The organism is Dialister sp. i34-0019-2H8, from assembly GCF_042846925.1.
In the GTDB taxonomy this organism is placed as follows: Bacteria; Bacillota; Negativicutes; order Veillonellales; family Dialisteraceae; genus Dialister.
Genome location: NZ_BAABYQ010000001.1, coordinates 107,021 through 124,720 on the forward strand (window position 1 = coordinate 107,021; position 17,700 = coordinate 124,720).

General features: G+C 54.5%; 15 protein-coding genes. 10 read left to right on the forward strand and 5 right to left on the reverse strand.

Annotated features, from left to right (window positions below; genetic code table 11):
- The first annotated feature begins 101 nt into the window (after positions 1-101).
- The 5 genes from ACGG9R_RS00345 (at position 102) to ACGG9R_RS00365 (ending at position 7,514) form a co-directional block, all read left to right on the forward strand.
- A complete protein-coding gene (locus ACGG9R_RS00345) occupies positions 102-1,799 on the forward strand; it encodes an ABC transporter ATP-binding protein/permease (protein ID WP_390150120.1) in 1,698 nt (565 codons plus the stop codon).
- A 196-nt stretch (positions 1,800-1,995) separates the two neighbouring features.
- Positions 1,996-2,763 (forward strand): 6-carboxyhexanoate--CoA ligase, encoded by a 768-nt coding sequence (locus tag ACGG9R_RS00350; RefSeq protein WP_390150122.1) that lies wholly within the window; start codon positions 1,996-1,998, stop codon positions 2,761-2,763.
- A 633-nt stretch (positions 2,764-3,396) separates the two neighbouring features.
- Positions 3,397-4,554, forward strand: a complete 1,158-nt coding sequence (locus ACGG9R_RS00355) for an aminotransferase class I/II-fold pyridoxal phosphate-dependent enzyme (RefSeq protein ID WP_390150125.1) — start codon at positions 3,397-3,399, stop codon at positions 4,552-4,554.
- A 316-nt stretch (positions 4,555-4,870) separates the two neighbouring features.
- Positions 4,871-5,374 (forward strand): hypothetical protein, encoded by a 504-nt coding sequence (locus ACGG9R_RS00360; protein WP_390150128.1) that lies wholly within the window; start codon positions 4,871-4,873, stop codon positions 5,372-5,374.
- An 895-nt stretch (positions 5,375-6,269) separates the two neighbouring features.
- The gene (locus tag ACGG9R_RS00365) at positions 6,270-7,514 is read left to right on the forward strand and encodes an aromatic amino acid transport family protein (protein ID WP_390150131.1); all 1,245 of its coding nucleotides are present in this window, start codon (positions 6,270-6,272) and stop codon (positions 7,512-7,514) included.
- Between the two features lie 513 nt (positions 7,515-8,027).
- Here ACGG9R_RS00365 and ACGG9R_RS00370 read toward each other — a convergent pair.
- From ACGG9R_RS00370 to ACGG9R_RS00380, 3 genes are all read right to left on the reverse strand, one after another.
- Positions 8,028-8,765: a nucleoside phosphorylase gene (locus tag ACGG9R_RS00370; RefSeq protein ID WP_390150134.1), complete on the reverse strand. Its 738-nt coding sequence runs from the start codon at positions 8,763-8,765 to the stop codon at positions 8,028-8,030.
- 44 nt (positions 8,766-8,809) lie between these two features.
- Positions 8,810-9,742: a flagellin lysine-N-methylase gene (gene fliB / locus ACGG9R_RS00375; protein WP_390150136.1), complete on the reverse strand. Its 933-nt coding sequence runs from the start codon at positions 9,740-9,742 to the stop codon at positions 8,810-8,812.
- A 610-nt stretch (positions 9,743-10,352) separates the two neighbouring features.
- A complete protein-coding gene (locus ACGG9R_RS00380) occupies positions 10,353-10,763 on the reverse strand; it encodes a peptide deformylase (RefSeq protein WP_390150139.1) in 411 nt (136 codons plus the stop codon).
- A 134-nt stretch (positions 10,764-10,897) separates the two neighbouring features.
- Between ACGG9R_RS00380 and ACGG9R_RS00385 the strand changes: the two genes are divergently transcribed.
- Complete coding sequence (locus ACGG9R_RS00385; protein WP_390150142.1) at positions 10,898-11,458, forward strand: NAD(P)H-dependent oxidoreductase; 561 nt, start codon at positions 10,898-10,900, stop codon at positions 11,456-11,458.
- A 96-nt stretch (positions 11,459-11,554) separates the two neighbouring features.
- Here the strand turns inward: ACGG9R_RS00385 and ACGG9R_RS00390 are convergent, their stop codons facing one another.
- Positions 11,555-12,733: a hypothetical protein gene (locus tag ACGG9R_RS00390; protein WP_390150143.1), complete on the reverse strand. Its 1,179-nt coding sequence runs from the start codon at positions 12,731-12,733 to the stop codon at positions 11,555-11,557.
- A 230-nt stretch (positions 12,734-12,963) separates the two neighbouring features.
- Positions 12,964-13,464 (reverse strand): hypothetical protein, encoded by a 501-nt coding sequence (locus ACGG9R_RS00395; RefSeq protein WP_390150146.1) that lies wholly within the window; start codon positions 13,462-13,464, stop codon positions 12,964-12,966.
- 243 nt (positions 13,465-13,707) lie between these two features.
- Here ACGG9R_RS00395 and ACGG9R_RS00400 point away from each other — a divergent pair, with 243 nt between their 5' ends.
- From ACGG9R_RS00400 to aroB, 4 genes are all read left to right on the forward strand, one after another.
- Positions 13,708-13,830, forward strand: a complete 123-nt coding sequence (locus tag ACGG9R_RS00400; RefSeq protein ID WP_390150149.1) for a hypothetical protein — start codon at positions 13,708-13,710, stop codon at positions 13,828-13,830.
- 442 nt (positions 13,831-14,272) lie between these two features.
- Complete coding sequence (gene aroF, locus ACGG9R_RS00405; protein WP_390150152.1) at positions 14,273-15,289, forward strand: 3-deoxy-7-phosphoheptulonate synthase; 1,017 nt, start codon at positions 14,273-14,275, stop codon at positions 15,287-15,289.
- A gap of 335 nt (positions 15,290-15,624) precedes the next feature.
- Positions 15,625-16,494, forward strand: a complete 870-nt coding sequence (locus tag ACGG9R_RS00410; RefSeq protein WP_390150154.1) for a prephenate dehydrogenase — start codon at positions 15,625-15,627, stop codon at positions 16,492-16,494.
- Positions 16,475-17,542, forward strand: a complete 1,068-nt coding sequence (gene aroB, locus ACGG9R_RS00415) for a 3-dehydroquinate synthase (RefSeq protein WP_390150157.1) — start codon at positions 16,475-16,477, stop codon at positions 17,540-17,542. Before ACGG9R_RS00410 ends, aroB begins: the two co-directional genes overlap by 20 nt.
- Positions 17,543-17,700 lie beyond the last annotated feature (158 nt).

Below are 17,700 nucleotides of genomic sequence, written 5' to 3' on the forward strand. Positions count from 1 at the left end.
ATTTCTAATTTCTCATTCAAGCGAGGGTTTCAAACGTAATCAAAGGGCGACCCGCCCCACGGGCTAACCCTGCCCCCTATATTTTTCCCAAGGAGCCTTCTATGAGATCTAGTGAATGGTCGATCTCCTTTCTCCGTCAGCTCTTCTCGCTGACGAGCCGCTACTGGAGATCCGAAGAAAAGAAGAGTGCCTATGCCTATCTTTTTGGCATCGTGACCCTTACGATCGCAGCGGTCTACATGACCCTGCTCTTGAACGACTGGTTCAATGAGTTTTACAGCGCGCTGCAGAATTACGATGCGGATGCGGTCTATCACGGGCTCATCCGCTTCACCGGGCTCGCCTTTGCACACATCGCCTTTGCGGTCTATGCGTACTACCTGCAGCAGCAGCTTGCGCTCCGGTGGCGGCGCTGGCTGACGGAGGAATACCTTGCCCGATGGACGGAGCGGGAGATGTACTACCGCATGGACATGTTCTCCAAGGAAGCGGACAATCCGGATCAGCGTATCTCCGAGGATATCAATCTGTTCACGGCGCGTACGCTTTCCTTCATGGCGGGGCTTCTGAAGGCCATCACCACCATCGTCTGTTTCATTTTCGTCCTGTGGCAGCTCTCAGAGCCGCTGCCTTTCACCGTGGGCGGCGAGACGTACCATATCTACGGCTATCTCGTGTGGGCAGCACTCATCTACTCCCTCATCGGCACATGGATCACGCACCGGGTCGGGCATCGGCTCGTGGGGCTGAATTTCGTGCAGCAGAAGCTGGAAGCAGACTTCCGCTATGCCATGGTGCGCCTTCGGGAGACGGCGGAAAGCGTCGCCTTCTATGACGGTGCGGCGCGCGAGCGGGGGATCCTTTCCACTCGTTTCGGAAAGCTGATCGAGAATACGATCTACATCATCAAGAAGCAGAAGCAGCTTTCCTGGCTCACCAATTCCTATGGGCAGATCGCGATCATTTTCCCCTTCGTCGTCGCGGCGCCCCGCTATCTTTCGAAGCATATTTCCTTAGGCGGCCTTATGCAGGTGGCGAACTGCTTCGGCAAGGTGCAGGAATCGATGTCCTACTTCGTCGACGTGTACAGCTCGCTGGCGGAGTGGCAGTCCTGCGTGGACAGGCTGCTCACCTTCGATGCACACATGGCGGCCATTCGGGAAGAGACAGAGTGCGCGGGAGAGGCAAAGCGGCGAGAGGGGAAGGAGCTCCGTCTCTCGGATGTGGAGATCGCTGTCCCCGGAGGAAGGGTGCTCTGCCGTCATCTGGATGCGGTCATTCATGCGGGGGAGAAGGTCATCATCAAGGGGCCCTCCGGCTCTGGGAAATCGACGCTCCTTCGTGTGCTCGCCGGTTTCTGGCCCTATGCGAAGGGCGAGATGATCCTGCCTCTCAAAAAGGAGACCATGTTCATCCCGCAGAAGCCCTACATGCCGATGGGAACGCTCGCCGAAGCCGCTTCGTATCCGGATATCGGGCTTTCGCGGAAGGAGTGGGAAGCGCTCTTTGTGTTCTCCGGACTTTCCCACCTGATCCCGCTGCTGGACAGCGAAGGCGACTGGAGCCATATCCTCTCTCTGGGTGAGCAGCAGAAGCTCGCTTTTGCGCGCGTTTTCGCGAAGCGTCCCCGCTGGGTCTTCCTCGATGAAGCGACATCCGCGATGGACGAGGAGACCGAGAGCCGCCTCTACGGGCATCTCGCCGCCCTCCCCGGCATCACCGTCGTCAGCGTGGGTCATCGCTCCACGCTGGACAAGTGGCATGGGAGGGTGTGGCCGCTCAAGACAGAAAAGCACTGAGCGTCGGGGCGGCGGGCAGGGGAGCTATTGTAAACTGCGCGTTATTGTTAATCTTGACAAACGCCGGTCAACCTCTTTACACTATGATATATGCGCCGAAGCGAAGGCCTCGGCTTTTTTTTGGGCCAGATAGTCAACTTGAAGAAACGGGAATGTTTACAAATAGCGAGGGCCAGTCGAATTCTTTCTCAAAGGAGTGACACCATTGTTGTACAGTGTAAAGATGCGTTCGAGCCTGGGCGGCTCACATGGCGTGGGGGGACGTCATATTTCCGGAGCCGAAAGGATCGTGCCCGAGGATGGACTCGAGGAGCAGGTGATCGCCATGCTGCGCCGTGCGAGGACGCACGAGCGCGGGCGCGCCGATTTCATTCAGGTGAAGGTGGGGGAGATCAAAGAGAAGGACATCATGACCTGCCCCCTGATCCCGGTGTACCAGATGGATACCAGAACGAAGAGCGAGGGGCGCAAGGCTGCGAAGAAGGAGCTACTCCGCATCGGCGTCAGCAAGGCCGCGGTAGAAAGCGCCTTCCGCGAGCTGGAGTCTTTGACTGACAGCATGCGCGGAGCGATCGTGATGGATGCGGTGACGGGCGAGCGTCTCGATGACCGCGCCGAGCGAGGTGTGCGCTGCAGCAACATGGACTGCGAGGATACGGCGCTCTATGAAGCGCGCATGGCAGAAAAAGGGCTCGGCGGAGATCATCCGCGCGAAGCCCTCGTCCTCGCCTCGAAGGTGGCCTATGGCCCCGGCACGGTCGCCGAGCTCTGCTGGTCGGATGATCCGGACTATGTGACAGGCTATGTGGGCTCCAAAAAATTCGGCTATGGACGTATCACTGTCATGAAGGACATGGGGGATCCCGTAGGCGGCCGCGTCTTTTTCGTCGAGCACGGCACCGATGTGGCACGGTATGACGACTATATGCAGAATCAGGTCGTGCTTGTGAGGATGGGAGAGTAGGGAGCGGTGTCTAAGAGACCAAGAGACTAAGAGACTGGGAGACATCAGACTTGCGTATCGTCATTTCGAGCGTAAGCGAGAAATCTTCCTTGCAGACCGATAAACGAAGGATGTGTGAAAGTAGAAATACGTAGCACCAAGGCGTCGTTTCCGTACAGTGCCTATGTGATACTGTCGCAGTGCAAGAAAGACCATCGGCTGCGCTCGGGATGACGACGGCGCGAAGCGCTATCAAAATTTCGCGGCGTTTCCATATGATTATGCGCCGTACCACCATTTCGCATTCCTAATTTCTAATTTCTCATGCAAGAGCGACTTTCATCCACGATCAAGGGGCAGTACGTCTCATAGGCGTAATGCTATTAAGTTAAGGAAATCGTTAGCTACGTAACGTCTTGCTTCCCCCTTCGGGGGAAGTGCCGAAGGCAATAGGGGCATGCTAACGGTATAGCGTGCTATGTTGAATAGTCCGATGTTATCGATATTCCAACACTTTCATGCAATACCGCTACGTAGCCCCCTCAGCCCTTCGAGCAGCTCCCCCGATGGGGAGCCAAGAACGTTCTGCCGCTTAACTTAATAGCATTACTCATAGGTGGGCGCTGCACCCATTTTCCTAAGCGAGGTATACCCATGAAACTGCAAGACATTCCATCAGCACTGTCCGCCATTGCGGACGAAGGCCGTTTCCGGAGGGTCGAAGACCTGCGAATGGTGACGGCATCCCGCGGAATAAGGCGGGACGGGAAGGAATACATCGTATTCAACTCCAATGACTACCTGGGCATGACCCATGAAGGCGAAGTCATGGCTGCCGCGCGGCGCGCGGTGATCTATGGCACCGGCTCGGGCGGTGCGCGGCTGACTTCGGGGGCTGTTTTCGAGCTGTCCGAGCTGGAGAAGGCGCTCGCAGCCTTCAAGCATGCAGAAGATGCGGTGATCTTCAATACAGGCTATATGACGAACCTCGGCGTCCTTTATGCGCTCGCCGGCAAGGGCGACGTGATCTTTTCCGATGCGCTGAATCATGCGAGCATCGTGGATGGCTGCCGGATTTCCAAAGCAAGGGTCGTCGTCTATGCGCACTCCGATATGGAGGATCTGGCAAGGCTTCTGGCCGAGACGCCCTGCGAAGGACAGCGCTTCATCGTGACCGATGGCGTTTTTTCCATGGACGGCGACATCTGCCCGCTGCCTCCCCTTCTTTCTTTGAAAAAGAAATACGAGGCCTGTCTCATCGTCGATGATGCACACGGCGTGGGCGTCATCGGCGACACCGGACGCGGCACGGCAGAGTACTATCACGAGAGCGGCATCGACATCCAGGTGGGGACGCTCTCCAAGTCGCTCGGCGCCGAGGGCGGATACGCGGCGGCTTCGAAGGAGATCACGGACTATCTCAGAAATGTCTCCCGCCCCTTCATCTTCTCCACCTCGATCTCTGCGGTGACAGGGGCGAGTGCGCTGGCGGCGCTTCGACTTCTGGAGGAAAATCCTTCTCTCTACATGAGGCGGCTCCGCTTCAATACCGCTTACATGAAGGCGAAGCTCTCAGAGGCAGGCATTCCCGTCCTTCCGGGGGATACCTCCATCCTTCCGATCATCATCGGTGATGAGAAGCAGACGCTCGCTTATGCCAAGGCCTGCCGCGAAGACGGCATCCTTCTCTCTGCCATCCGTCCGCCGACGGTACCTGCCGGTACGAGCCGCATCCGCCTGACCGTCACCGCCGCGCACACGAAAGATGAACTCGGCCGCGCAGCGGAAGTGATGAAGAGGCATTGGAGGTAGAAAGGGTTCAGGGTTCAGGGTTCGGGGCTAGCCCCGGGGCGTGCCGCCCCTTGATTGGGGATGAAAGCTTTGCTCTCTAGTTAGAAGTGAGGAGTTAGGAGTTAGGAGTGGTGGTGCGGCGCATAAAAATCAGAAGCGCCGCAAAGTATAAATAGGGCGATGCCCGAAAGTGGTATGTAAGTCACTAGTCACTCGAGGCTCCTAATCCCTAGCCACTAATCCCTAGCTACTAACCATCCCTGCTTTCAAACTTAGCCCCAGAGGCTCACCTTGAACCCGCTGTCCCCGTCCACCCATTTTCAAAAAGGAGAAAAGCATGCAAAAGGAAAAGGCCATCTGTGCCACCGGAGAAAGAAAACTCATCATTGACTGCTGCGAGACGGCGCTCCTCGCAGTCTTGATCGCCGTATCCGGCACCTTCCGCATACCGGGCATCGTGCCGGGGACGGAGTTCCAACTCTCTGCGCCGATCGCCGTCGCGATCTGCGGTGTCTTCGGCTTCAAGAAATATATCACGGCGGGGATCCTCGCTTCGCTCATCGGGCTCTCGCTCGGAACGGCGACGCTCCTCAATGTGGCGATCCAGATGTCCTTCCGTTTGGGCGTCGGTGCGATTTGGCTTCTGATCGGGTCTGGCAAACTCTTCTACATCATCTCCGGCCCCATCGGTACAGCGCTCGCGCGCGTGGTGATGTACTTCCTCCTTGGAAAAGGCCTGACACTCATGCTCATCGCCGCAGCGCCCGGTATGGCTTTCACTGCCGCGACTGCGTGGATCTTCGCGAAGGTATTCAAGCGCTGTCGGATCAGCGGTGAATGAGAGCAGAGATCAGTGACTGGTGACTAGCAGCTGGTGACTAGGGATCAAGGAAACTTCCGAATCAAGTGAGGAGTGAAGGTACGGCGCATCCAATGAGGAAGCGCCGTGGAGTTTTGATACCGCTTCGCGCCGTCGTCATTTCGAGCGTAGCCGAGAAATCTCTATTGCAGAGCACTCATTGCCTGATGTGAGGCAGCACCAAGACATCGTTTCCCCTCAGTGCATACACGCTGCTTTCCGCAGTGCAGTAGAGATCCCTCGGCTGCGCTCGGGATGACGAGGCCGGAGAATCCCAGTCCTCCGTCCCTAGTCCCTATATTCCCCTTATAAATTTCCTTGACAAGCCCGTTCTTATAGAGTATTCTTTTGGTCGTAGAGAAAGGGCGGAGCAGTATCCCTGTGAGCTGTATCCGAAAAAGCCCTGACGCCGCACAACAATGATCGCTTGGATTGTCACTGACCGAGACGAATGCACAAGAGCTGCATCCTTTTGGGATGCCTTTTTTATGGCTGCACGCAAAGAACCGCATTCCTTTTGGAGTGCGGCTTTTCTTTAGTGAGGAGTGAGGAGTGAGGAGTGATGGAAGGGGCGCAGCCTATTTATAAAGCGCCCCAATACCCCTCTTTTATTCTTGCTGCGCTTTTATATGTAGATGCGCCGCACCTTCACTCCTCACTTAGGGAAACGCTGATTAAATCACAGAATCAGATTTCATATGGATTTTTATCCATAGCGTCGTCGACATCCTTCTTAAATAGCTCGCTATTCGCGCCCTCTGTCTCCTCGCTCTGTATAAAAATCCAAGAATGAAATCCGATAACGATTTAATCAGTGTTTCCCTAGACTATTTTTATGAAAATCAGTGACACTTTCCGGAAAGGATTTCCCTCATCTATGTCTTACCTTGAAAGCGCTGCACCGGTGAAGAGCCGGGCAACAGCCAGCGGACTCAAAACGAGCCGCCTCACCTTCTGTGAAGCGGCGATGATGATCGTCGGATCCACCATCGGATCCGGTGTCTTAGGACTTGCGTATGCTTCGCGGAGGGCAGGCTGGCCGGTGCTCGTCATCTGGCTTGCCGTGGCGGCTTTGATCTCTGCGGTTTCCATGCTCTATGTCGCCGAGGCATCGCTTAGGACACGCCTGCCCCTGCAGCTCTCGGGCCTTGCCGAGAAATATATCGGCAAAGCCGGATCATGGCTCCTATTCTTCGCGGTGGGGGCGACGAGCTTCTGCAGCCTCATCGCCTATACGAATGGCTGCGGGAAGATCCTTGCAGACCTTCTGGGGATCTCCTTCGAGGCGGGGAGCCTGCTCTTCATCCTGCCCGCCGTCGGCGTCATCTGGTTCGGCCTCAAGGCGACGGGCGTTGCGGAGAAATTCATCAGCAGCGGCATGATCGCGATGCTCCTCGTGCTGGCCGGCGCCTCCTTCCTCTCTTCACGTGTGCCGGTGGGGGATATCCTCTACACGGACTGGACGTATGCGATGCCGATCTTCAATATCACGGTATTCTGCTATGCGGTGCAGTACATGGTGCCGGAAGTCGCGCGCGGCTTTTCGCACCAGCCAGGGAAGCTGGTACCCTCGATCCTCGCAGGCTTTGCGATCTCCTTCGTGATCCTTGCGATCGTCCCGCTCTCCGTCTTTCTGATGCTGCCGCTTTCGGAAATCACGGAGGTTGCATCCCTCTCCTGGGGGCGGGCGCTCTCACATCCGATCTTCTACCTGCTGGTGAATGTATTCGCCTTCTGTGCGATGCTGACATCCTTCTGGGTCATTTCAGAAAGCTTCCTGACGAATATGGTCGACCAGTTCAAGCTGAAGGATGAATTCCACGTCCCGACCCGGATCGCGATGCTCGCCTTCATCGTCCTCCCGCCATTCCTGCTCGCCTTCTTCGGCGCCGTGAGCTTCGTGAATGCCATTTTCTTTGCAGGAACGTTCGGTGGCATCATCATGTCCATCCTTCCCGTCTTCATGCTGCGGGGAGCCAGAAGGTCGGGAGATATGGATCCCGTCTGGACCTGCGGCTGGATCGCAGATCGTCCGATTCAGATCCTCCTCATCGTCATTTTCTCCGCGGCCGGTCTTTACGCACTGGCCAGCATGGCCGGGATGCTTCCGGCGGGATGGTGAGCCGATCAGACATGAGAAAAAAGGGGCTGTGAAGAAATGAATCCTCATTTCTTCACAGCCCCGTGGCGGCTTCGCCGCCTTTTTTAGAAGATGGTATTCTCGTATCGCAGCCTTCCCCCTCTAGGGGAAGGTGCCCGAAAGGGGCGGATAGGGTGACTATGGCATGAAAGACAGCTGGGATAAGATTTCCCGGTCACTCTTATGAGAGCTGCAAGTCCCCGCGGCAGATTGAACGCGAAAATGAGATGATCGTTATTTCACATCGCCTTTTCTATTTACTATTTGCGGCAAGCCGCTGCGTTCCCCGTTGAAGTTTGAAAGCAGGGGTTGGGGATTAGTGGCTAGGGATTAGGAGCAGCGAGTGATTTGTGACTTGAATGGTACTTTCGGGCTTCGACATTATTTATACTCCGCGGCGCTTCTATATTTTTATGCGCCGCACCAGCACTCCTCACTCCTCACTCCTCACTCGAGAGCAGAGCTTCCATTCAGGGTCAAAGGGCGATCCCTCTATCACATCACTTGGGCTGCCGCAAGCCCGATCTCCAGCGCAGCGTTTCTACCGCGGTAGCCCCAGCCGCGCGGATCATGGGAGAGAGAGGAAAGCGTATCTGCGGTGAAGAGGATCTGCGCGAATTCCTTCCCGCGGAAGCGGGCGCACGCAGCGAGCGCTGCAGCTTCCATATCGACGACATTACAGCCTGCCCTGCGGCGGGCTTTTATTTTTTCCTTCGTCTCGCGAAAGAAGCCGTCGCTTGTCCATGTGACAGCAGGCGTGAAGGGGATGCCCTTCTCTTTCATCCATGCCTCGATGCGAAGGCGCGGGGCTTCATCGAAGGAAATCCAGTCTCCCGCCTCCTGATAGTGGAAGGATGTCCCTTCCTCGCGGAAGGCTTTTTCTACGGGGAGAAAGGCATTCTCCGGAAGGTCGGTGAGCGCGCCGCAGCAGCCGATGGCGAGGATCTTTTCTGCGCCGTAGGCATAGAGACGCTCCTCCATCAGAACGGCCGCAGGCGCACCGACGGGGGCCTGCATGAGTGCGATGGGGCCGTCTGGCGTCTGGAGCTCATAGATGGGGAAGCTTTTCGTGATCGAGGCGAAGCGTCCGAGGGGCGTTCCGCCTTTTTCTCTGGCAAAGCGCTCGATGCGCGTTTCGCTCAGGAAGGCGAAGAGGCAGCGGGCGGGCAGATGAAGGGAAAGCTGTTCGAAGTCCGGAGCGATGAGCCCGGGCGCGGGATCGAATGGAGTCATGAGGGAGGCCTTTCTGAGGATGACTGGTGACTAGGGACTAGGGATTAGTGATTAGAGATTAGGAAATGAGAAGTCAGCGCCTCGATCTGATCTCTCCAATTATCCGTATCGTACTCGATCTGCTCTGACCAGCGGGAGACGGCGCGGAAGGGATCGCCGGTGCGCATGGCCTCGAGGTAGATGAAGAGCGTACTTTCCGCGGCAAACCGGGCGAGTACGGAGACGGGAACGGCAGGCTGATCCCAGTCCTCGGGGCTCGCAAGGTCCAGCTGGCGATAGATGATGTACTGGTAGATGGCATCCCAGAATCCTGCGGGGACTTTGGGCGGGTGCGCCTTGGCCTCGTTCACTAAGTCTTCGGCGCATGCCTGCATCCAGGAGAGGTCCTTCGTCCATGCGGCATCGATGGGCTCCGTGTCTGCCATCGCATCCAGCATGGCGGACACGGCTTTGGGGGAAAGGTCGAGGGTGAAATGGCATTCTTCCTCGGAGAGGGGAAGAAACAGTTCATCCATGAGCTGGGAAAATGTCACGGTCATGAGTTTCTGTTCGGCTGCTTCCGGATCCAGAAGCTCGAATGTGAGGGGCAGGTGCTCGGCGATCTCTTCCACCGTGCGCTCGCAGCAGAGCCCCGTGCCGGATAGCTCGGCGCCGCATGGGTATTTGTAAAAACGCGGGTGCTCGCGGCAGATGTCGCAGAGCGCATCCTCGCCGAGCTCCAGTACCAGACGGCAGAGCCCGTCTTTGTTCAGGAAATGGCAGTAGCCATTCTCGTTCAGCTTGAAACAGGTGGAACCATCCTCCGACGTTCCCATCCATTGCCGGAGCTCCTGACACAGCGGGTTCTTGAGTGTTTGGTAATAGTCCTTCGTGTCTTCGTCGATGTCGATCTCCCACGTCTGGCAGCAGGTGTGCCGGCAGGCGCCCGCCTTGCAGCGGAAATCAGGGAAGAATGTGGGGAAAATGGTCAGGGACATGGGGATGCCTTCTTTCAAAAAAATAAGGAATGAGTGGCTAGGGATTAGGGATTAGGGATTGGGGATTAGGAGTGACTAGTGACTGGGGTTCTTCGGTATCGTCATCCCGAGCGCAGCCGAGGGATCTCTACTGCCCTGAAGGAATCAGCGTGTATGAGCTGAGGGAAAACGATGTCTTGGTGCTGCCTCACATCAGGCGATGAGTGTTCTGCAATATAGATTTCTCGGTTACGCTCGAAATGACGACAGCGCGAAGCGCTATCAAAACTCCGCGGCGCCTCATTATTTTTTGCGCTGCACCAACCACTTTGAACCTATAGAACCCGCTGAACCTCTTTCATTCACAATCAAGGGATGGCGCGTCCTCGCGGCTAAGTTTGAAAGCAGGGATGAGTAACTAGGGATTAGGGATTGGAGTGACTGGTGACTAGTGACTGGTGACTGAAATGCCATCTTCGGGCATCGCTCTATTTATATTCCGCGGCGCTTCCATATTTTATGCGCCGCACCACCATTCCTAATTCCTCATTCGAGCAAAGCTTTCATTCAGAATCAGTGGACGGCACGCCCCACGGGCTAACCCTGAACCCGCCAACCATCAACCTGAACCCTAAATCAACTTTCCTTCCAGATGATCCATCTCGTGCTGGATGACTTCTGCGACGAAGCCTTTGAATCTCTTTTTCTTCATGCGGAAAAGCTGGTCGAGGTACTTGATCTCGATCTCCTCATAGCGCGTGGTCTTTCGCTCGCCGGAAAGGGAGAGGCAGCCCTCCTCGGCTTCGTAGGGGCGGGCAGCGGAAAGGCGCTCGGGATTGTACATGATGACGATATCCTTCCCCTGACGGAAGGCGATGATGGCTTTGGCAAAGCCGATCATGTTCGCGGCGAGCCCCGCGCAGGTGTCTCTATGGGCGGTGAGGGTGTCTTTCAGGTCTTCGGCGATGGCCTTGTCCTCGAAAGTGGCGGGCGCAGCCTTCTGCTGAAGAAATATGATGTCTTTCACAATGTCTCGTTTCATGGGATGTCCTTTCTGCGGGAGGGGGAACGTGGTAAAATGGGGAAAAGGGGCCACTGGCCTGTTTTGAGAGTCCTTTTGAACCGGCAGGACCCATGGAATCTGCTTTTTTCTATTATACGAAAGAAGGAATCATTATGGCAAAGGTTATTGTAATTTCCGGTCATCCGCATTTGGAACGCTCGATCATGAACAAGACCATTCTGGAAGAGCTGAAAAAGGCTGCCGAAGGCGGTGCATCGATCGCGATCGATGATATCGCAGAGAAGGGCTGCTGCCATTTGGATGTGGCAGCGGAGCAGGCTCTCCTGAAAGAGGCCGATACCATTGTATTCCAGTTCCCTGTCTACTGGTTCAATGCACCGGCCATGTTGAAGCACTGGTACGAAGAAGTCTTCATCCCGGGCTTTGCACATGGCGAAGGGGCGAGCGGGCTTAAGGGCAAGAAGCTCATCATCTCTGCGACGGCCGGCGCTCCGGACGGTGCATACAGCACTGCCGGCATGGGTCATACGCTCGATGAATTCTTCGATAACTTCTATGTCATGGCGGCTATGACCGGTATGGAAATGGCCAAGCCGATCCTGACCTATGGCGCAATGTTCATCCCAGGCGTTTCCACCGAGGCCGACAAAGAGAAGCTCGTATCGCTCGCAAAGGAGCATGCGAAGAAGCTGCTTTGCGAGATCGGTGACTAGTGACTAGGATCGCCTTGCTTTCCGCTCTTACACGGATCTTAGACCCCAAAGGGGCTGTGAAGAAATGAATCCTCATTTCTTCACAGCCCCTTTGTTTTATTCCTGTTGCTCTTCTTTTCTTTTTCGGGCATGTGCATAAATGATCAGGTTGCTTTGCAGTGTTTTTACCGTTGCACTAATTTTGGCAGCACGTTCTTTGCTTATCAGCTCATTTTTGGCAAGTTCTTCCCGGATGGTGTTTTCGATCCAGTCTGAAGGGAGCTTTTCAAACCAGTGATTGGTGAAATCGGTTAGTTTGACCTGTTTTTCCTGTTTTTCTGAAAATGGATAAGCTGGCTGTTTGAATGGACTGATCAGTTCTACGGGTGAATCAAACCAGAGTGAATTGCCGTTATCAAAAATGGGGGCTACGCCTTGAAATTCCAGGGTATTGACATTGCGGATAAATCCAAAATTTCCGAAATGCCGGTCTGTATTATTGATGAGATAATCAAATTGCAGCATGGCATCTATATCCTGTTTGACATGGGGAATGCCTAGTTTCTCTCCGCATGCGATGAAATGCCGGTATGCTCCATCCTGCCTTTTAAAAGGAAGTACCTGTAAAATTTCATAAGCTGGAATGTATTCTGTATCCGGGGTAATAAAGGTTGGACAAATGGAGTAGATATTCTTCTCTATTTTTTTTACTTCATAAGTCACATGAGGTAATTCTGCTTTTTGAAGAATTTTACTTGCGATGATTTCATTGGTAATTTGCTGATAGTACGGCTTTTTACCTGCTTTGGCAAGATAGCGTATGTCATTCTGAATAAACCAGTATTTAGGCAGGTTCCCATTGGAGCTGTAGTCAGGGGAAAATCCTGTGGGTGGTTCCCATGAGGTGATTTCATTTCGGAAACTCATGCCGAGCGGATGTCCTGAAAAGTCATTTTCAAAGAAATTGACATCTTCCCACTGCATGAGGCTACCGTATGGCTTAAACCAGTATTGATCGTTTAGGTTGAGTCCCAAACTTTTTAGAGACAATGAATTGATTCGTATGTCTGTGTTTTTAAATACGCTTCCCGCAAGTGCTCTTGTTTTCGGAATGTTTCTATAATTGATCCATTCCTGGAAAGCCTTTTTCTCTTTCATCCTTTTGTCCCGATATTGAACGGATAATGGAATTCTTCGAGAATCGTGTACTTGCAGGATCTCTTCTACATCTCCATAGTAGGGATCCATTTCTACGTCCATCACTTTGTTGTTTTTTTGCATGAAAGTATATTTCATAGATGGTATCCTCTTTGATCTAAATACAATCTTTCTTTGTCTAGTATATGGAATGTCTTTTGGCGTTGCAAGCCTATGACATGGAATACTAGATGCAAAAAGGGGCTGTAAAATAATAGCTCCATGAACACGAAAAAGGACTTTCGATTTTTGCGAATCAAAAGTCCTTTTTGTCTGAAGTCTCCGAGTCTAAAGGCTCCAAGTCTAAAGATCCTAGTCCCCAGTCCCCATCACAGCGAGAATCCGTCTGTGGCATCGCCCGGTTTATCGAGACGGCGGGCGACGTCTTCGTAGCATTCACCCAGATGGAAGACGAGGACATTCAGCGTGTCGCGGACGGTCTCGGGGTCGAAGTGTTCGTTCGTGGAGGTCACGCAGACATCGAGGAAGACGTTGTCATCGCTGCCGATCGTGTATTTCACGATGGCATGCTCCCCATTCAGCTTGTTCAGGAAAGGGACGAAGGTCTTTCTGGCAGGGCCCTTCGGCGCAGTGCCGAGGTGGACGCGGATCATGGTGTACATGCTGTTGTCCGTGATGACGGCGCAGACCAGGCGGTGCTTGCCCGCAGGCAGTGCGGTCATGAAGACGACGGTGTCGTAGGAGTCATGTGCATCCTGACGGCGGAAGAAATTCAGCCCTTCCTTCTTGAGGTAGGACTCAAATGCATCTGCCTTGAGATTTTTATTGAAATTGCCTTTTGTCGGGAATGGGATCGTATTGTCAGCCATGAGAGAGCCTTTCTGCACCATGTGCGGAGAAAATTTTAATGTGACTTTATTATAGCGGTTCGAGGGGCAGGGGGCAAGGCTTTGGGGCTTTCCGTGGGGCGGATAGGGCGGCTGTGATAGGAAAGATGAATGACCGAGAGAGCCCTCCGGTCTCCGGTCACGCTGCGCCCCGATAAATCTTCTTGACAATCGGAAGGGCGCTGGCTATACTTGGTATAACTTCGAACGAAAGGAAGAACCACCATGAGACAGATCTCTGACACCATGAGAACTGCATATGCGTATGACTTTACCGTCAGCTATTATTATGGCTGCGGCTATTTGGTGTACACAAATTCTCATGAGCGGATCACCCCTTCCAGATAAGCAGGATAGGAATCGAGGACAGGCCCACGAGAGCCTGTCCTTTTTTGTTAGGGGAATGGTTCAGGGTTAGCCCGTGGGGCGTGTCGCCCTTTGATTGTGAATGAAACTTTGTCTGAATGAGGAATTAGGAATGAGGAATTAGGAATGAGGAATTAGGAATGAGGAATTAGGAATGAGGAATTAGGAATGAGGAATTAGGAATGAGGAATTAGGAATGGTGGTGCGGCGCATAAAAATCAGAAGCGCCGCGGAGTATAAATAGTGGCGATGCCCGAAGGCGGTATTCAAGTCACCAGTCACTTGCGACACCTAATCCCTAGCTACTCATCCCCGCTTTCAAACGTAGTTTGTGGGCTTCCCCTGAATCCATAAATCCATTTCTTTCGAAGAACGTATACCGTAGAATAGAAGCATTGCCTGAAGGCAAAGAGGAGGAATTCGTATGATTATCGTTATGAAACAAAATGCACCGCTGACAGAGATCGAAAGACTTGAGGATGAGCTTCGGGAGAAGGGCTTCCAGGTCGACAGAAGCCGCGGCTCGAGCAAGGTCGTACTGGGACTTGTCGGAGATACGACGAGCCTCGATGAGCGCGATTTCCTGAGCAATGAATGGGTCGACAAGGTCATGCGTGTGCAGGAACCATACAAGCGGGCGAGCCGTGCCTTCCATCCGCAGGACTCGGTCGTCGATGTCGCCGGCGTGAAGGTCGGCGGGAAGAAGCTCGTCGTCATGGCAGGGCCGTGCTCCATCGAGACACCGGCGCAGATCGGTACCATTGCATCGGCGGTGAAGGCATCCGGCGCATCGATGCTGCGCGGCGGCGCGTTCAAGCCGAGAACGTCCCCCTACTCTTTTCAGGGGCTTGGCGAGAAGGGGCTCGATATGCTGATCTCCGCGGCCAGAGAAGAGAAGCTCCCCGTCGTGACGGAGCTCATGAGCGCAGACAAGATCGGCATGTTCTTGGAGAAGAAGGTCGACCTCATCCAGATCGGCGCGAGAAATATGCAGAACTTCGATCTTCTGAAAGCGGTCGGCCGTCTCCATGTGCCGGTGCTTCTGAAGCGCGGGATGTCTGCGACGATCGAGGAATGGCTGATGAGTGCGGAATACATCATGTCGGAGGGAAATCACAATGTCATCCTCTGCGAGCGCGGCATCCGTACCTTTGAGAAGGCGACGAGAAATACGCTCGACCTTTCGGCAGTGGCAGCGGTGAAGCGCATGAGCCACCTGCCGATCATCGTCGATCCGAGCCACGCGACCGGCCGCCGCTGGATGGTAGAGTCCATGGCCATGGCAGCGATCGCTGCCGGTGCAGATGGCATCATGTGCGAGGTACATAATGATCCCGAGCATGCATGGTGCGATGGCGCAGAGTCCATCACGCCGGAGACCTTCGAGCATATGATGGGGGATCTTCGAAAGCTCGCCCCGATCGTGGGAAGGGAAATATAGGGGACTAGTGACTGGTGACTGGGAGATGGCAGACTCTCGTATCGTCATTTCGAGCGTAAGCGAGAAATCTTTGTCATTCGCGGTCAGAAGTACGATGTCAGAAAATCCCAAACGGGAAACCTGTTATTCGCAGACCTTCGGGCATCGCCCCATATATACTCGCGGCGAAGCCGCCACCTTCCCCCTTTGAACCTGATGAACCCTTTTGAACCTGCTCCCCCTCTTTCACAAACAATCAAGGGACAGCACGCCCTATGGGCTAACCCTTGAACCCTCTCCCTCTCATATATTACAATGACCATAGCAACACGATTTCAACAGAAAAGAGCACATACATGGACAGCAATCACGACTTTAGCCACTTTACGATCGCCGTTATCGGCCTTGGACTGATGGGCGGCTCCTTTGCCAAACGTTTCAAGGCCATCGGCAGCCGTGTCATCGGGATCAACCGCACGGCAAGTGTCGCGCAGGAAGCACTTCGGATGGGGATCGTGGATTCGATCTCCGAAGAGGATCTGAAAGACGCAGACATCGTCATTTTCTGCACACCGGAAAAGGGGACGATGGCATTCATTGAAAAGAAGATCGGACTTTTGAAGAAGGATGCCGTGCTGACAGACATCGCCGGCGTGAAGAATGATTTCGCCGAAAAAATTCAGGCAAAGCTCCCAGAGGGGATGGATTTCATCAGCGGACATCCGATGTGCGGGCATGAAGGGGCGGGACTCTCGCAGTCGGACGCAGAGATTTTCCTCGGTGCGAACTACGTCATCATCCCACAGGCGGGAAACAGCGCCTCGCACATCACGCTCATCGAGGAGATGGCGCGCGCGCTCGGCTGCCGGCATGTGCCGAAGGTGACAGCCGATGCGCATGACCGTGCGATCGCTTACACGAGCGACCTCACGCATGTCATCGCGACGGCGCTCATCCAAAGCAAGTCCTATAATAAAGAGACGAAGTATTTCATGGGCGGCTCTTTCCGTGATGAGACGCGCGTGGCGGATATCAACGGTCGTCTGTGGACATCGCTTTTCCTGTCGAACCGCGAGAAGCTGCTGGATGAGATCGACCGCTTCAGCGAGAAGCTGCAGGTGCTCAGGGATGCGATCGAGAGAGAGGACAGCGAGGAAATGGAGGCTTTTCTGAATGAGGCAGGCAGACGAAGGAGGGAACTCATGCATGAAGACAGTGAAGGTTGATCTGGGAAGTGATTCGTATCGGATCGAGATCGGGCGCGGTCTCCTTTCGAGCGTCGGTGAAAAGCTGAGGCAGTTGACGAAGGCGGAGAAGATCGCCGTCGTGACGGATGATCATGTGCGCCGCATCTATGGAGAAAGGATCAGAGAGATCCTAAAGGGCGCCGGCTTTGACGTGAAGGTGATCGCCATACCGGCAGGGGAAGCCAGCAAGAATCTTCGTGTCTTCGGTGACGTGCTGGAGGCGCTTGCCGGCTTTGATATGTCAAGAAGCGATGCGCTCGTGACACTCTCCGGCGGCGTTCCGGGGGATCTCGGGGGATTTGCCGCTGCCTCCTACATGAGAGGCATTGATTTCTTCCAGATCCCGACCACCATTCTGGCGCAGATCGACAGCTCTGTCGGCGGCAAGGTCGCTGTCGACCTTCGAAGCGGGAAGAATCTGGCGGGCGCTTTTTATCAGCCCAAGGGCGTATTCATCGATCCGGACCTGCTCTCCACCCTGCCGACCCGCTACGCACATGATGGTCTGGCCGAAGCGGTGAAGTACGGATGCATCGGTGACCGTGAGCTTTTCGAGCTCTTCGAGTCCATCGAGACAAAGGAGGATCTGGAGAAGAATATCGAGGAGATCATCCTGCGGAGCGTCCTGCAAAAGACGAAATTCGTAGAAGAAGACCAGTACGACAATGGCAGCCGGCAGATGCTGAATTTCGGCCATACCATCGGTCATGCCATCGAGCGTTACTTCCATTACAGCACCTACACCCACGGCGAAGGCGTCGCGATCGGCATGAGTCTCCTTTCCGCGCAGAGTGAGAAGCTCGGCTATACGGAGAGCGGATGCACCGACCGCCTGCGTGCTGTCCTGAAGAAGCTCTCGCTTCCGACCGCCATCGGCGTCCCGGCGGAGGAGCTCATCCTGCATGCACTGCACGATAAGAAGCGCCGCGGCAAGGAGATCACCTTAGTCGTTATGAAAGAAATCGGTCGGGCAGAGCTTGTGAAAGTCCCGACAGAAGCGCTCGCTGACTGGATCGTGACGGAATAGAAGAAGGGGTTTAGGGTTCAGGTTGATGGGTTCAGGGCTCTCGTGGCGGCTTCGCTGCAAATATAAATTCTGCGCTTTGTGCCGCACCACTTAGCCTTCCCCTCGAGGGGAAGGCTGACGATACGAGGGAAACCTGCGATCAAGAGACCTTCGGGCAT

Coding starts and splice junctions, on each gene's coding strand:
- ACGG9R_RS00410 (WP_390150154.1), top strand. CDS start 15,625: ATGGACAGCAATCACGACTTTAGCCACTTTACGATCGCCGTTATCGGC.
- ACGG9R_RS00365 (WP_390150131.1), top strand. CDS start 6,270: ATGTCTTACCTTGAAAGCGCTGCACCGGTGAAGAGCCGGGCAACAGCC.
- ACGG9R_RS00390 (WP_390150143.1), bottom strand. CDS start 12,733: ATGAAATATACTTTCATGCAAAAAAACAACAAAGTGATGGACGTAGAA.
- aroB (WP_390150157.1), top strand. CDS start 16,475: ATGAAGACAGTGAAGGTTGATCTGGGAAGTGATTCGTATCGGATCGAG.
- ACGG9R_RS00370 (WP_390150134.1), bottom strand. CDS start 8,765: ATGACTCCATTCGATCCCGCGCCCGGGCTCATCGCTCCGGACTTCGAA.
- ACGG9R_RS00355 (WP_390150125.1), top strand. CDS start 3,397: ATGAAACTGCAAGACATTCCATCAGCACTGTCCGCCATTGCGGACGAA.
- ACGG9R_RS00400 (WP_390150149.1), top strand. CDS start 13,708: ATGAGACAGATCTCTGACACCATGAGAACTGCATATGCGTATGACTTT.
- ACGG9R_RS00380 (WP_390150139.1), bottom strand. CDS start 10,763: ATGAAACGAGACATTGTGAAAGACATCATATTTCTTCAGCAGAAGGCT.
- ACGG9R_RS00395 (WP_390150146.1), bottom strand. CDS start 13,464: ATGGCTGACAATACGATCCCATTCCCGACAAAAGGCAATTTCAATAAA.
- ACGG9R_RS00385 (WP_390150142.1), top strand. CDS start 10,898: ATGGCAAAGGTTATTGTAATTTCCGGTCATCCGCATTTGGAACGCTCG.
- aroF (WP_390150152.1), top strand. CDS start 14,273: ATGATTATCGTTATGAAACAAAATGCACCGCTGACAGAGATCGAAAGA.
- ACGG9R_RS00360 (WP_390150128.1), top strand. CDS start 4,871: ATGCAAAAGGAAAAGGCCATCTGTGCCACCGGAGAAAGAAAACTCATC.
- fliB (WP_390150136.1), bottom strand. CDS start 9,742: ATGTCCCTGACCATTTTCCCCACATTCTTCCCTGATTTCCGCTGCAAG.
- ACGG9R_RS00345 (WP_390150120.1), top strand. CDS start 102: ATGAGATCTAGTGAATGGTCGATCTCCTTTCTCCGTCAGCTCTTCTCG.